Genomic DNA, 14,575 nt, shown 5'->3' with positions numbered 1-14,575 from the left:
CACCCCCTCGTTGACACCGTCAGGCTGATCCTGACGGTGTCACAACCCGTTGCCCACCAAGGTTCCACGGGCACCTCGAGAGGCGAACGAGCAGAGCGGAACCTACACCGGATGGACCAGCAGCAGCCGTGGCTCGCGCCCCCGTGAGTCCACCCTCCACCCGGAACCCCACCCACACAGCAGGCTTCACACCGCAAACACCATCACATTGATCCTGCCGATGCGACACTCGTGCCGAATCACCCTGCACCCCCGTACCATCGCCCACCGACCACCCGAAACCTCGCGCTACCCCACCACCACCAGCGCCGATCCCGCGAACACCGCGAACACCACGAACACTGCCAGCCCGGGTCTTCCAGGCTCTTTCTCTTCGATCCCTTCTCTCCAGGCGGCCCTTGGTCTTTCGGGTCCTCGTCTTTTCGTGTTTTATCTCTGAAACCGGACCACAACCAGTCTTCCGGCTGGTACCGCAGCTCCCCTCGTCACCGCGGAAGGTCAACCGGGTACCCCACCCGACGCCACCAGCACGGCCATCCCGGGCCCTGCCCGCACCCAGAGACCCAACACCACCCCTCGACGCAACCAGCCCAGGTACACCGACCTGCCTCGGCCTCGAAACCCGTTGTGCTGTGAGAGACCCGCTGTGTCGTCGCCGGTTGCCGACGGTTCTATGCCGAAACAGTCGGTGCACCTGGGTTGGTTGCGTCCCGGACAGGGTTGATCAGCAAGAGGGTGCGGGCAAAGCCCGAGATGGCCGTGCTGGGCACGTGGGGAGCCGTACCCGGTTGACCTCCCGCAGTTGGGAGGGATACCTGCGGTACCAGCGGGGTCGACCGGCTGTGGTGACGTTCTCGAGAACAAAACACCTACCTATGCGGTGGTACGTGTCCGCTAGTGGCGGATCGGCTGACGCAGGCCGGCAATCGCCACCTGGGGGTCCCGCTAGGGCAGTGGGTGCGACTGCTCGAGGATTGCGTCCACCGTCTGGTCGACGGTGAGATCCGCACTGTCCAGCCATAATCCGAGGCGCGGGGTCGTGGTGCGCAATCCGGTGTCCAGGTCTGCGACGGTGAAGGGGCCGTACGCCTTCTTGGCCCGGCCGGCTTCTCGGGCGGCGACCGCGTCGGGGTGGGGGGCCAGGACCACTACATATCTTGGGCGCGTACGGATCTGGTCGACGAAGTACGGGAGGAAGTCGCCCAGCACCACGTCCTGGACGACAGCGGTGAAGCCCGCGTCGGCGTAGGCGTCGGCGGTCTGGGCGGCCAGCCGGTGGCGCAGGCGCAACTGTTCGAGCGCCTGCGCCGGTGGGTCCGGGCGCATGTCCTCGCGGCCGTTCACTACAAAACGGCGGAAGGCGTCACCGCGCACATGCGCTGAGCGGGGCAATCGCTCCGCCAGCGCCTGTGCGACAGTCGATTTCCCGGCGGCCTGGATGCCGGTGATCAGATAGACGGCTGCGGTCACCAGATCTTCACGCGCTCCGCGGGATCCAGATAGAGCTCGTCGCCCGGCTTCACATCGAAAGCCTCGTGGAAGCTGTCGAGGTTGCGGACGACGCCGTTGCAGCGGAACTCCGGCGGGGAGTGCGGGTCGACGGCCAGGCGGCGGATGGCCTCCTCGGGGCGAGCCTTGGTGCGCCAGACCTGCGCCCAGCCGAAGAAGACGCGCTGCAGGCCGGTGAGCCCGTCGAGGGTCGGGGAGTCCTTGCCCTCCAGGGAGATCCGGTACGCCTCCAGGGCGATGGTCAGTCCGCCCAGGTCGCCGATGTTCTCGCCGATGGTGAACTCGCCGTTGACCTTGTGGTCGTCCGACAGGTCCTTCGGGGAGAACTGGTTGTACTGATCGATGAGAGCCTTTGTGCGCTTACCGAATTCACTGCGATCGGTTTCGGTCCACCAGTCGATCATATTGCCGTCGCCGTCGTACTTCGAACCCTGATCGTCGAAGCCGTGGCCGATCTCGTGGCCGATGACCGCACCGATACCGCCGTAATTGGCGGCGTCGTCCGCATTCATATCGAAGAACGGAGGCTGCAGAATCGCTGCGGGGAAGACGATTTCGTTCATGCCGGGGTTGTAGTAGGCATTTACCGTCTGCGGCGTCATGAACCACTCGGCGCGATCCACCGGGCCGCCGAGCTTGTTCAGATCGCGATCGTTCTCGGCGGCGTACCCCTGGCGGTAGTTGCCCACCAGATCGGTCGGGTCGACAACGATCGCCGAGTAGTCGCGCCACTCGTCCGGATAGCCGATCTTCGGGGTGAACTTCTCCAGCTTGGTGAGCGCGGCCTGCCGGGTGTCGGCGCCCATCCACTCCAGATCGGAGATATTGCGGCGGTAGGCCTCCTGCAGGTTCTGCACCAGCTCGACCATGCGCGCCTTCGCGGCCGGCGGGAAGTGGCGCTCCACATACAGTTTGCCGACGGCCTCGCCCAGCAGATCCTGCACCAGGGACACGCCGCGCTTCCAGCGCTCGCGGTTCTCCGGGGCGCCGGTGAGGGTGCGGCCGTAGAAGTCGAAGCTCGCCTCGACCAGATCATCGGTCAGGTAGGAGGCGCGGGCCTTCACGACACGCCATGCCGCCCATGCCTTCCAGTCGTCCAGGGATTCCAGCGCCCAGGTCTGCGCGAAGGTACGCAGGTAGTCCGGCTGGCGCACCACCAATTCGGCGAAGAGCTCACTGCCGGAACGGTCGACACCCTCGGCAATGGCGGAAGTCCAGGCGGTCCAGTCGAATTCGGGGTGCTCGGCGGCCAGCGCGTCGAAAGTGGTGAGGTTGTAGCTCTTTTCGGCATCGCGGCGGCGCACCACATCCCAGTGCCCGGCGGCCAGCTTCTGCTCCAGGTCGAAGACGCGCTGCGCGTCGTAGTCCACGCCGGCCAGCTCGAACATGCGGCGGATGTGCGCGACGTACTTGTCGCGGATCTCGGCGTATTCGTCCTTGTGGTAGTACGACTCGTCCGGCAGGCCGATGCCGGACTGGCTGGTGTGCACCAGGTAACGGTTCGAATCCTTGTCGTCGGTGTCGACGTAGAAGGCGATCGGGCCACCGACGCCGTGGCGCTGCAGGCGGCCGATGAGGGCGGCGAATTCGCTGCGATCACGCACCTGGGCGATCGCGGCCAGCTCGTCCGCGATCGGGGTCAGACCGGCGGCCGCGATGGCGGCCTCGTCCATATAGCTGTTGTACAGGTCACCGACCTTGCGGCCCTCGCTGCCTGGCGCGGCATCGGAGGCAGCCGCCTCCTGGATGATCCGCTGCACGTCCAGCTCCGCCTGGTCGTAGAGCTTGCGGAACGCACCGTCCACCGCCCTGTCCGACGGTATGTCGTACTTATCCAGCCAATCACCATTGACGTGCGCGAACAGGTCGTCCTGCACCCGCACGCCCTCGTTACGGAAGGTCAGGTCGATACCGGAGGGATTGTTCAGCTGCGAAGTCACGCCGCTGAGTTTAATTGCCTCCGCTTCGCCCCGGCGGGTGCTGTGTCTGATTTGCGTCCGCTTCGCCCCGGCGGGTGCTGTGTCTGATTTGCCTCCGCTTCGCTCCGGCGGGTCGTGGCCCTGTTACCCGGTTCTTCCCTCCCTCCGCTCCTCCGCTTCGCTCCCCCGCTCCACTCAGTCCAGAACCGGGCGGGCCACGAACTTGGGGCGAGAATTCACGCGGTGAGTGCGATCCGGTCGAACTCGCCGTCGCGGACTCCGGCGGCGAAGGCGGCCCACTCACCGGGCGTGTAGACCAGCGAGGTCTCACCGTGAACCAGCGTGGCCCCGCCGTGGGGGGACGGGTACGCGACGAGAGTGGTGGAACCGGTATGGCGCCCCGGCACCGTGGCGAGGAAGGCCATCCAGTCGGCGGCGGTGACGGTGATGATGGGCTCGGCCTGGCCGCGATGCGCCGGGTTGCGCCGGAACTTGCTGTCACGGATCAGCACCGCATCACCATCGAAACGGACCTCTACACACTGATTTCCATTATTGGTCCGGGTAGAGGTGAACCAGTCGGTGGAATCCGGCCGATACTGCGCGGTATTTAACATGGGCAGCATTTTACCGTCTCGCATGTGTCTCCTACCCTTGCGAATAACTCTTGATCATGTCCAAAGATTCTGCACGACTGAGAGATTGGTCGAGTGCACGCACAAATGCAAAACCCAGATCGCGAATCTGATCCGGATCCTCCACCGGCCCACCGAAAACCGCACTCTCGGCCCAGCCGAAGGTGGGCAGCGATTCCGAGGTGAAATCCAGCAGATGGAAACTGGCGCCGCCGAGCATGGCGCCCCGCGGGGCGGCGAACGGAATCACGCGCACCGTCAGCGAATCCAGCTCGTCGAGCAGCATCGCCAGATGCTCCAGTTGCCCGCGCAGGACTTTCGGGCCGCCGATCTGCTGCAGCAGCGTCGCCTCACCGATGACGGCGGTGAGTTCCAGGTGATCGGCGTCGCGCAACCGCTCCTGCCGGCGCATGCGCACGGCCACAAGCTGTTCCACCTGCACCGGGCGGATCATGACATCGGCGCTGATGAGCGCCCGGGTGTACTCCTCGGTCTGCAGGAGGCCGGGGACCACGAGACTGTCGTAACTGCGGATGCTGTCCGCACCGAATTCCATACCGTAGTAGCGCTGCAGTTCGGGGCCGATGAGCGCGGAAGCCTTGGCCCACCAACCGCGTTCCTTGCTGGCGGCCAGGAGTTCGAGCAATTCCGCGTGTTCCTCGCCGTCCACCTCGAGCAGCGTCAGCACCGGTTCGATGGTGCTGGCCGTGAGGACCCTGCGGCCCTTTTCCACATGCGACCAATTGGCCGGCGTGAAGCCGACCCGTTTGGCGAAGGTCGCCGAATCGAAGCCGCGCTGCTCACGCAGCTCCCGTAGGCGGAGAACCAACTCCCACCGGGCGACGGTGGGCGAGACGGGTGCCATGCCTGCTGATGCTACGCCTGAAAGTCACCGGCGTGTGACTATTGTCATACTGATTGCGGGAGAATAGGGTCGGTAGCAGGAGGTTCGCCATGAGCGCGCTGGACCCGTCCTCGTACACCGCCACCCAGGAGGCGCTGACCCGTTGCCGGTGCTACCGCAAGGAGCACGGCCTCTACGGGATCGTCGACTCGGCGCTGGGCCGGATCATGCTCGAAATCGGTTCGGTCGGCGCCGTCACCATGCCCGCCGACTTCGGCGCGCGCGTGCGGGACCACCTGCAGGCCCGTAAACGCTGCGGCCCCGTCATCGGACATCCGAGGTCCGGTCGGTGGACCTTCCTGACCGGGCCGACCGACGACTCGTACCTCGATATCGCCCTGTTCTCCGACCTGTTCCGGGACTGCGCGGCAGTCGCGCTGCCCGGTAGCCACATCGTGCTGCCGTCGCCCACGGACGAGCACACCGGCTACCGATCCTGGGTTTGCCCGCCGGACAGTGACTTTCGGCCGGAACTCGCGGAGGTCGTCGCCGCCACCCGCGAGTGCCGGCCGGTGCAGCGCTGAGCGTGCCTGCCCGGCACGGACTCTCGGTCAGTTCGTGGGGGCCGGTGTCAGCGTGATGCTGTACTTGTTCTCGATCTTCTGATTCCAGTCCTGCTCACACTGATCGATCTTGGACTGGTCGTTCTTCGCATCCCGGACGCAGGACACGAAGTCGCTGCCGCCGTTGTCCTTGAAGAAGGTCCAGCCGATCACACCGACGACAATGCCGATGATCAGGCTCAGCAGGCCGAGAATGAGGCCGGTGAGGGCCATTCCGGAGCCGCCGCTGGTGCCCTTGCGCGCCTTCATCAGCGCGATCACGCCGAGGATGACGGCGAAGAGGCCGAACCCGATGCCGCCGAGCACCGTCCACGAGCTGAGCAGCGCGAGAATGCCCAGGATCATCGCGGTGATGGCCAGGCCCTTGCTCTTCGGGGACTCCTGCCAGTACTGCTGACCGCCGGGCGGCGGATAACTGCCGGGCGGCTGCCCGGGGTACTGGCCGTAATTGCCGGGGGGCGGGTTATTGCCCGGAGGCGGGTACTGCGACATGGGCGGGCCTTTCGTCGGTGCTGCTCCCGGTATCGCCGACAGGAGAACCGGCCGTTAACGCGCCCGGTTCGCCCGGAATCCTGGTCTTATACGAGATGCTATTGCCCGCCCAGACGCGCGTGCATCTCCCACACCAAAATTTCCGACGGCAGGCTCGCGGTCACCCGCTGCCCACCGCTGCGCGCCAGCCGCACCGCGTCACCCTCGTACAGCATCCCGACACCCTCCAGCTCGACCTCACCGCGCGCAATGAATACATGCAGGTAAGGGGCTTCCGGTAGGCGAACCTCCGGCGCCTCGCCGAGACCCGGCATCCGGGCCACGTGCAGTGCGGAATGACTGCTGCCGATGCCGATGGCCGTGCGATCGCGATAGCGCGGCAGGCCCGAGGCCACCGTCACCAGAGCGCCGCCGGCCAGCTCGTCGTCGATCTCCAGCTGCTGATAGCCGGGATCCAGGCCGGGCTCGTCCGGAACCACCCACATCTGGACGAAATGCACCGGCTCATCGTGTTCGGGGCCGGCGCTGAACCGCCACGAATCGTTCTTCTCCGAATGCAGGATGCCCGCACCCGCACTCATCCGCTGCGCGAGACCGGGATAGATCACCCCGTTGTGCCCGAGCGAATCCTGATGCACCAGGCTGCCGCTCAGTACCCAGGTGATGATCTCCATATCCCGATGCGGATGCGTTTCGAATCCCTCACCGGGCAGCACGATGTCTTCGTTGTTCACGAGCAATAAGCCGTGATGAGTGTTGTCGGGATCGTAATGTTCCCCGAAGGAGAACGAATGCTTCGAATCCAGCCACGCCACACGCGTTTTCATGCGGTCACCGCCACGATGGACATGGATCTGTGGTGTCGTGAGCGTGGACACCGCCGTACTCCTCTCACCGGCGCGCACCGATCAGAATCCAGAGTAGAGGCACATTCCGCGACCCGACCTGAACTCCCGGTAAATATTCTAACGTGAGAGCAACGCCGCTCTGCACGCCACCGACCAGGCACTTCGCTAATACGAGATAACGAGCACCCCGCCGACACGGTTCGGTCGGCGACCGTATCATGATGTGCCGCAGTGAAACCGGAGGGAGACCAGGGGGATGCGACCCGACGTACTCGCGGGCATCGAACGCGAACTCCGACAACAGGCCAATGCCGAGGGGATCAACCACTTCGTGGTGGCAGCGGCCGTGTTCCGGAATGGAAAACTACTGGTCGTGCGGCGTGTCGCGGACGATTATCACGGCGGCATGTACGAACTCCCGGGCGGCGGGGTCGAATCCGGGGAGAGCTTCGCCGAATGCGTCGAACGAGAACTCTTCGAGGAGACAGGCCTGCGTATCCAGCGCATCACGGACGTACTCGGCGGATTCGACTACGCCACCCGCACCAAATCGCGAGTGCGGAAATACAGCTTCGTGGTCGATACCGAACCCGGGGAAGTGTTGCTCGCCCCCGGCGAACACGATCAATTCCAGTGGATTGACGCCGACAGTCTGGACAACCTGCCCATGGCGGACGATATGCGCGCGGCCGTCTTCGCGCTCGTCACCACCCACCCCGCCAGGTGAGCGAACCCGAGACTCGACACGCACACGACAACACACCGGCGGATAGCTCGCAGTCCGCGACCGCACCGCGCACACCGCACCTCACAGGCGCACCGCATCCCGCAGACCCTCCGGACCTTGCAACCCCTCGGGACCTCGCGACCAAGCCAGACCTTGCGACCCCACCGGGGCTTGCAGTCCCACCGGACCTTGCGGCCGCACCGCGCAGGGGCGTGCGGAGCGCGCTGGCGTCGATACGCGGCGCCCTGGCGGAGAGTCCGGGTGCGCTGCGGCTGAGTACCGTGCGGCTTGCCGGGCAATTCGGCGATGGCATGTTCCAGGCGGCGCTGTCCGGGGCGATTCTGTTCAATCCCGAGCGGGAGACCGATCCGCTGGCCATCGCGGGTGGATTCGCGGCGCTGCTGCTGCCGTATTCGATCATCGGGCCGTATGCGGGGGCGCTGCTGGACCGCTGGGACCGGCGCACGGTCCTGCTCGTCGCCAATGTGCTGCGCGGCGTGCTCATCGCGCTGACCGCGGTGAGCCTGCTGAGCGGGTTGCGGGATACGCCGATCCTGCTGCTCGCGCTGTCCGTGGTCGGGGTGTCGCGATTCGTCGGGGCGGGCGTGTCGGCGTCGCTGCCGCGGGTGCTCGCACAGCAGCGGCTCGTGGCCATGAACTCGATTCTCGCGACCATCGCGTCCGCCTGCGCCATTCTCGGGGCGGGGGTGGCCTTCGGAATCATCACGGTGATCGGGGCGGGGGACTTCGCCTCCGCCGTGGCGGTCGCGCTCAGTGCCTGCGGATCGATCGCCGGGGCGTTTGCGGCGGCCGGATTCCGCCGCCACGCGCTCGGCCCGGATCCTGATGACCGCAGCGGTGAACCGAACCGGGAAAGCTCGCTGCGGGCGATTGCTGCGGGTTTGCGATCGGGGGCTACCGCGGCCTGGCGGTCGCGGGAGGTCACCACGGCCATGATCGGCATCGGCGCGCACCGCATGGTGTTCGGCGCCGACACGCTGCTGATGGTGCTGGTGCTCAGGCGCGGCGCGGGGACCGGGCATCACATCGCGAAATTCAGCGCGGCCATCACCGCGACCGGCGCCGGCATGCTGGCCGCGGCGGTGGTCGCGCCCGTGCTCATTCCTCGGCTCGGGCGGGCACGCACCATCGTGGTCGGGCTGATCACCGCCATCGTGGTGCAGATCACGCTGGTCACGCCCATAACCCTCGCCACCGGGACGGATGAGCGCCGCGCCGAACTGCTGCTGCTGGCGGCCGCCTTCCTGCTCGGACTGGCGGGACAGACCATCAAACTCACCGGCGACGCGGCCATGCAGATCGAGATCGACGACCTGCATCGCGGACAGGTATTCGCCTTGCAGGACACCATCTTCAATATCACCTATGTGCTGGCGCTGGCGGGCACCGCGCTGTGGATACCGGCGGACGGCCGGTCGCCGGCCGTGGTGATCGCCGCGGCCGGGGTGTACTGCTGTGGGATTGCCGCCATAGCGCTAATATCGGCTCGATCACAACCGGCCGACAACCGGTTTCGCTGAGCTCGGGCCACGGCCCGGCGGGTTACGGTGGGGGCCATTCGATCTCGCCCGGCCCGGACGAGGAGACACACACCGCATGGGATTCCGTCCGACCGATGTCCTGATCCTGTCGGGTGCGCTGACCGTGGGTGCGATCCTGCTGCCCGCGGCGCCCGCCGGTGCGATCGAGCCGTGGGCGCCGCCGCCCATGAACAGTTGCGGGGAAACGGGATTCGACCCGCTGGCGCGTGAAGCCCCGCCCGCTACCGAGCAGCCCCAGCCGCAACCCGATCCGACCATTCGCATCCAGGTTCCGGTACCGCAGATCACGACGGTGCCGGTGCCCGGACCCAAGCCGGACAAGACCCGTATCGAACCGGTGGCGCTGCCCGAGGATCCGTGCGCGGCGCCCTGCCCGGATGTCCGCAGCAGCCCCAAACCGGCGGAAACCACACCGCCGGAGGGGAATCCGACGGGTGAGCCCGCCACGCCCGCCGAACCCGACGTCTCCAGCAGCGGCGCACCGCCGGCCACCACCCCGAACGCCGGGGGCGACGCACCGCGACCGGCGCCGCAGATCGAACTGCAACCGGAGACCGAACCCATTCCGATTCCGGTGCCGGGCGGCGAACCGCCCGAACCGCAGGCCCCGCCGGCGGTGGATGTGCAGCCGCCCGCCGCCGCGCCCGTGGCCGCCGCGGTCACCCCGCGCGATGTGCAATCGGTGCGGCTGGTCAATCAGATCACCGGGCACGGGTCGGTCAATCGCACCGATAACCGCTGGTCGGTGGACGGCACCGATCTCGGCCTGATCTGGGAGAACAAGCCCGGCCAGGTCTCCGTCGTCTTCGGCGACACCTTCGGCAAGGGCTGGAGCCCGATCGGCGCGGGGACCGGCGATCAGGACTGGCGCAGCAACACCCTGGCCTACAGCAGCAATCACGATCTCTCCAACGGGCTGGTCCTCGATAATTTCGTGCAGGACAGCCGCTGCCACGCCGCCGAGATCCTGGACAGCCGCAAGATCAAGAACTTCGAGGTCACCACCATCCCCACCTCGGGCTTCGCCGTCGGCAACCGCCAGTACCTGACCTACATGTCCGTCAATCGGTGGAGCAAGATCCCCGGCATGTGGTGGACCAACAACGGCGGTATCGCCTGGTCCGACGACAATGGCAGCACCTGGACCAAATCCCAGTGGGCGCACTGGGACAACCTGTTCGGGCTCGGGCGCTTCCAGGTCGCGACCATGGTGCCGCACGGGGACTACGTGTACATGTTCGGAACGCCCAACGGGCGCATGGGCGTTATCGGGCTCGCCCGGGTGCCCGCCGCACAGGTGCTGAACAAGACCGCCTACCAGTACTGGACCAACGGCAACTGGGCCCCCGCCGACGGGGCCAACGAATTGCTCGCCACCCCAATCGTTTCCGGCACGGCCAGCGAACTGTCGCTGCGCTACGACCAGGACACCGGGCAGTGGCAGATGGTGTACCTGGACCTGCAGCGGCATCAGATCGTGCTGCGGACCGCCGCGGAACCGCAGGGGACCTGGACGGATCCGGTCAAGCTCGTCGATATCGAGGACTATCCGACGGCGTACGGCGGCTTCATGCACCCGTGGTCGACCGGTAAGGATCTGTACTTCACCATGTCGGCCTGGAACAGCTACAACGTGTATCTCATGCACGCGTCGCTGAAATGACGCGGCGGAAGCGCAGGGGCTGACCCGGGCGGGCCTGGGCCACCGCATCGACATCGGCGTCGAGCACCACGCCGATCACCGGATAGCCGCCGGTGATCGGGTGATCGGCCAGGAAGACCACGGGCTGACCGCTCGGCGGGACCTGGATGGAGCCCAGAGCCATACCCTCCGTGGGCAATTCGCCGGAAATGCCGCGTTGCAGGGGCGGGCCGGTGCGGCGGTCGAGGCGGGCGCCGACGCGGTCGGTATCGGAGGATACGGTCCATTCGCCCTCATACAGGGCCGGGGCGTTGGCGAACCAGTCGTCGCGCGGGCCAGGGAAGACCCGGATGGTGAGCCTGCCCGCGAGCGGTGCGGCGACCGGGGCCACGTCCACGATCGGATGGACGCGAGGCGGAAGGCCCACGGGCAGTACATCTCCCGGGCGAAGCGGCGCGGGGCCGATGCCGGACATGGTGTCGCGGCTGCGGGAACCCAGCACGGGTGGGACGTCTATTCCGCCGCGTACCGCTACGTAGCTTCGCAAACCGGACAAAGCCCAGCCGAGCCGAAGTCGCTGGCCCTCTTCGATTTCCAGCACGCTCGCCGCGCCGACCGGACGGCCGTCCACGGTCGCGGGTGCGGACGCGCCCGTCACCGCCACCGTGAGATGGCGTTGCGCGAGCAGTTCCAGGCCACCGAACAAAGCCTCGATTCCGGCTGCGCCCTCAGGGTTTCCGACCAGTCGGTTCGCCAACCGCAGGGAGGCGCGATCCGCCGCGCCCGCGATACCGACACCGGAATCGAACCAGCCGGGACGGCCCAGATCCTGAATGGTCGCCAGCGGGCCGACCCGCTCGACCCGGATCACGGAAGATCACCGCTGCCGGCGGGATGCGAGTGCCGGTGTGCGCCGCGGAGCGGCAGGCCGCCGCGCACGCTCACCCGGACCTGGTGAAACTCGCAGGCAGACAGGCCGATCCACATCCTCATCCCCGCTCCTCGACATCGACGAATCGCACGCGGGTGCCGGTGCGGATCGCGGCGGGCGGATCGCGATCGACATCCCACATGGAGATATCCGTGGTGCCGATGAGCTGCCAGCCGCCGGGACTGCGGCGCGGGTACACCGCCGAATAGCCGCCCGCCAAGGCGACCGCGCCGGGCGGAATAGCCGTGCGGGACTGGGTCCGGCGGGGGACCGTCAGGCGGGCGTCGGGGGATTCCAGATAGCCGAAGCCGGGGGCGAATCCCACGAAGGCGCAACGCCATACGATGCCGGTGTGCTCCGCGATCACCTCGGCCGGAGTCAGGCCGAGCAGGCGTGCGACATCGGGCAGATCCGCACCGTCGTAGCGGACGGGAATCTCGACGGGTTCGTCCCGGAAACCATTGCCGCCCACCGCGTCGTCCGGACGATCATCCGGCGACCAGTCCGGCAGCCGGCGAGCGCCCGCCGCCACCCGCGCCTCGGATTCCAGGCGGGCCAGCAGCGAATTCAATTGCTGCCGCACCGGTTCCGCAGCGGTAGGAGAGGAGAGTGTCACCAGTACGGTCGCCGCGGCGGGAAGCACATCCACCACCCCCGCGGGCCGCACACGCAGGGCAGCGGCCAGCCCCACCACCATGCCGCGCTGTGGCGGAATCACCAGCAGCGCACAATCACCCGCCGAGCGAACCTCGCCGGCGAGCGACTCGGGCGCCGAATCAGTCATAACGGGCCTCTCGCGCGAAGGCCTCCAATGTAATACCGGCCGCCCCCGAGGTGGTCCGGATACGGGAGACCGTCTGCACGGCGACCCGCAGCTGCGGTGCGGATAGCAGCCGACCGATCGGGGTCGGCAGATGCCTCTGATGCGAAGGCGTACAAGGCAATGCCGCTTGTGTCGAGGTTGGAGCCGATGCGGCGGGCAGGGCTTCCTCCACCATCGGGAAGCCACCGGCCGCGCTGCTGATCCCGCCGGTGGTGCGACCTCGCGGCTGAACGGCCGTGGCAACCCGCCGCTGCCGCTGGTATTCCTGGTGCGCAGCAGGCAAATCGAGCGCGGCAGGCAATGGGTCGGGTCGGTCCCCAGCGGTCATAGCGGGCCTCTCATGTGAAGGCCTGCAGGGGAATGCCGTCTGCTTCGAGGGCGGTGCGGATTCGGTGGGCCATTTCCACGGCGGCCGGGGAGTCGCCGTGGACGCAGATGCTGGCGGCGGAGACGGCTACGGTACCGCCGTCCAGGGTCAGGGCTTTGCCGGTGCGGGCTATCGAAAGGGCCTGGGCCACTGCTTCGTCCGCGTGCAGGACGGCGCCGGGGAGGGTGCGGGGGGCGAGCAGGCCGTCGGGGGTGTAGGCGCGGTCGGCGAAGCCCTCGCCGAGGAAGGGGGTACCGGCTGCTCGGGCGGCCTGCTCCATTTCGGTGGCGGCGGGGCCCAATAGGGCCAGGCGGGAATCGAATTCGCGGAGGGCCGCGACGATCGCGTCCGCGAGGGTGCGGTCCGCGGCGGCGGCGTGATAGAGCGCGCCGTGCGGTTTCACGTAGCGGACACGGTCCCCGGCGGCGCGGGCGAAGGCGTCGAGACTGCCTATTTGGTAGAGGGTTTCGTCGCGCAGCTCGGCGGCGGAAACGGCGAGGGCGCGGCGGCCGAAGCCCGGCAGGTCCCGGTAACCGATGTGCGCGCCGATGCGGACACCCCGCTCGACGGCGAGCGCGCAGGTGCGACGCATGATCGACGGATCGCCGGCGTGGAAACCGCACGCGATATTGGCGCTGGTGACCACCTCGAGCATGGCCGCATCGTCACCCATGCGGTACGCGCCGAAGCCCTCGCCCAGATCGCTGTTCAGGTCCACCGTCATGGGTCCGATTGTAGAAGTGACTCGAGTCACCTCGGAGAATCCGGAGATGTCATCGGTGGTCGGTACGCTCGAAAAATCATGGCCACCTATTTCGATCCGAAGGCCTGGTCACCTTTGCGGGCGGTAGACCTGGGCATGGACCTGGGAAAACGCCTGTTCGACCAGACCTGGGTCGATCAGTGGGCGAGCTTCACCACCGCCTGGATCGAACCCGTCACCGATTTCGGGGTCGGGACTGTCACCGCGCTCATGCCCGATGTGCTCATGACACTGCTGTCCGAGGGCATTCTCAGTCAGTTCGGCGGGCAGGAGGTGAGCGCCACCTTCCTCGGACACGATCTGCGGGCCACGCTGCACACGCTCAAAGCGCGGCGGCGGGGAGCGCATTTTCAGACCAAAACCGTTCTCACCGAGCTGTATTGGAATCAGCACCGGGTCGAGGAGCTGACCGTCATCGCACACGGGGTGCGGCTGGTGCCGGGGGTGCCGACCAAAGTGCGGGCACAGCAGCTCGACGTCACCGGGGTGATTTCGCTTGCGGCGCTGCTGGAATGGCTCAACACCTGGCAGCGGGACTGGGAACTGTCGCCCGCGGCGGACGGGCTCGTTCTGGCGCGGCATCGGCGCAGGCGGGTGCGGGCGCTGGTCGACGCCGATATCACCGACAATGTGCTGACCATCGCCGTGCGGAGTGCGCACTGGCGCGGGATGCGCGCGCCGCGGCGAATGACGATGCTGAAGCCGATTCCGCTGTCGGACCTACCCAGCCGGGCGCGGATCATCAGTACGCAGCGGGTCGGCGAGCACGTCTGCTTCGCCGCCGACCTACCCGGATTGGCCGGGTCGTTCGACCTGGCGCAGATCCGCTCGGCCATCGTCACCGGAACCACACTGATCATCTTCTGACCGCATTCGTCATCCTGGCGCGG

Annotated in this window: 14 protein-coding genes; 5 read left to right on the top strand and 9 right to left on the bottom strand. The window is 67.1% G+C overall.

Annotated features, from left to right (window positions below):
- Positions 1-945 precede the first annotated feature (945 nt).
- The 4 genes from OG716_RS31660 to OG716_RS31645 all read right to left on the bottom strand — a co-directional run bounded on the left by OG716_RS31660 (position 946) and on the right by OG716_RS31645 (position 4,928).
- Positions 946-1,470: an AAA family ATPase gene (locus tag OG716_RS31660; protein ID WP_405134135.1), complete on the bottom strand. Its 525-nt coding sequence runs from the start codon at positions 1,468-1,470 to the stop codon at positions 946-948.
- Positions 1,467-3,449: a M13 family metallopeptidase gene (locus OG716_RS31655; protein ID WP_405134134.1), complete on the bottom strand. Its 1,983-nt coding sequence runs from the start codon at positions 3,447-3,449 to the stop codon at positions 1,467-1,469. The genes OG716_RS31660 and OG716_RS31655 overlap by 4 nt, the downstream gene beginning before the upstream one ends.
- 215 nt (positions 3,450-3,664) lie before the next feature.
- Entirely contained in the window at positions 3,665-4,069 is a 405-nt protein-coding gene (locus tag OG716_RS31650) for a DUF397 domain-containing protein (RefSeq protein ID WP_405134133.1), read from the bottom strand.
- Between the two features lie 7 nt (positions 4,070-4,076).
- Positions 4,077-4,928 carry a Scr1 family TA system antitoxin-like transcriptional regulator gene (locus OG716_RS31645; protein WP_405134132.1) on the bottom strand — a complete coding sequence of 284 codons (852 nt, stop codon included), beginning with the start codon at positions 4,926-4,928 and terminating at the stop codon, positions 4,077-4,079.
- An 89-nt stretch (positions 4,929-5,017) separates the two neighbouring features.
- Here OG716_RS31645 and OG716_RS31640 point away from each other — a divergent pair, with 89 nt between their 5' ends.
- Positions 5,018-5,491: a hypothetical protein gene (locus tag OG716_RS31640; protein WP_405134131.1), complete on the top strand. Its 474-nt coding sequence runs from the start codon at positions 5,018-5,020 to the stop codon at positions 5,489-5,491.
- A 27-nt stretch (positions 5,492-5,518) separates the two neighbouring features.
- Here the strand turns inward: OG716_RS31640 and OG716_RS31635 are convergent, their stop codons facing one another.
- A complete protein-coding gene (locus tag OG716_RS31635) occupies positions 5,519-6,022 on the bottom strand; it encodes a DUF4190 domain-containing protein (protein ID WP_405134130.1) in 504 nt (167 codons plus the stop codon).
- Between the two features lie 98 nt (positions 6,023-6,120).
- The gene (locus OG716_RS31630; RefSeq protein WP_405134129.1) at positions 6,121-6,900 is read right to left on the bottom strand and encodes a pirin family protein; all 780 of its coding nucleotides are present in this window, start codon (positions 6,898-6,900) and stop codon (positions 6,121-6,123) included.
- A 226-nt stretch (positions 6,901-7,126) separates the two neighbouring features.
- Between OG716_RS31630 and OG716_RS31625 the strand changes: the two genes are divergently transcribed.
- From OG716_RS31625 to OG716_RS31615, 3 genes are all read left to right on the top strand, one after another.
- The gene (locus OG716_RS31625) at positions 7,127-7,597 is read left to right on the top strand and encodes an NUDIX domain-containing protein (protein WP_327142934.1); all 471 of its coding nucleotides are present in this window, start codon (positions 7,127-7,129) and stop codon (positions 7,595-7,597) included.
- 212 nt (positions 7,598-7,809) lie between these two features.
- Entirely contained in the window at positions 7,810-9,138 is a 1,329-nt protein-coding gene (locus tag OG716_RS31620) for an MFS transporter (protein WP_405134128.1), read from the top strand.
- Positions 9,139-9,214: 76 nt separating this feature from the next.
- Complete coding sequence (locus tag OG716_RS31615) at positions 9,215-10,822, top strand: DUF4185 domain-containing protein (protein ID WP_405134127.1); 1,608 nt, start codon at positions 9,215-9,217, stop codon at positions 10,820-10,822.
- Here OG716_RS31615 and OG716_RS31610 read toward each other — a convergent pair.
- The 3 genes from OG716_RS31610 to OG716_RS31600 form a co-directional block, all read right to left on the bottom strand.
- Positions 10,800-11,672, bottom strand: a complete 873-nt coding sequence (locus OG716_RS31610) for a biotin-dependent carboxyltransferase family protein (protein ID WP_405134126.1) — start codon at positions 11,670-11,672, stop codon at positions 10,800-10,802. The genes OG716_RS31615 and OG716_RS31610 overlap by 23 nt on opposite strands.
- Positions 11,673-11,790: 118 nt before the next feature.
- The gene (locus OG716_RS31605; RefSeq protein ID WP_405134125.1) at positions 11,791-12,516 is read right to left on the bottom strand and encodes an allophanate hydrolase subunit 1; all 726 of its coding nucleotides are present in this window, start codon (positions 12,514-12,516) and stop codon (positions 11,791-11,793) included.
- Between the two features lie 377 nt (positions 12,517-12,893).
- On the bottom strand, positions 12,894-13,646 hold the full coding sequence (locus OG716_RS31600) for a LamB/YcsF family protein (RefSeq protein WP_405134124.1): 753 nt from the start codon (positions 13,644-13,646) through the stop codon (positions 12,894-12,896).
- Positions 13,647-13,724: 78 nt separating this feature from the next.
- Between OG716_RS31600 and OG716_RS31595 the strand changes: the two genes are divergently transcribed.
- Positions 13,725-14,552 carry a hypothetical protein gene (locus tag OG716_RS31595; protein WP_405134123.1) on the top strand — a complete coding sequence of 276 codons (828 nt, stop codon included), beginning with the start codon at positions 13,725-13,727 and terminating at the stop codon, positions 14,550-14,552.
- Positions 14,553-14,575: the final 23 nt, after the last annotated feature.

This window comes from Nocardia sp. NBC_01388, from assembly GCF_045040085.1.
Classification (GTDB): Bacteria; Actinomycetota; Actinomycetes; order Mycobacteriales; family Mycobacteriaceae; genus Nocardia.
Note: the sequence above shows the minus strand (reverse complement) of the source record. Positions and strands in the feature narration are given on the sequence as shown.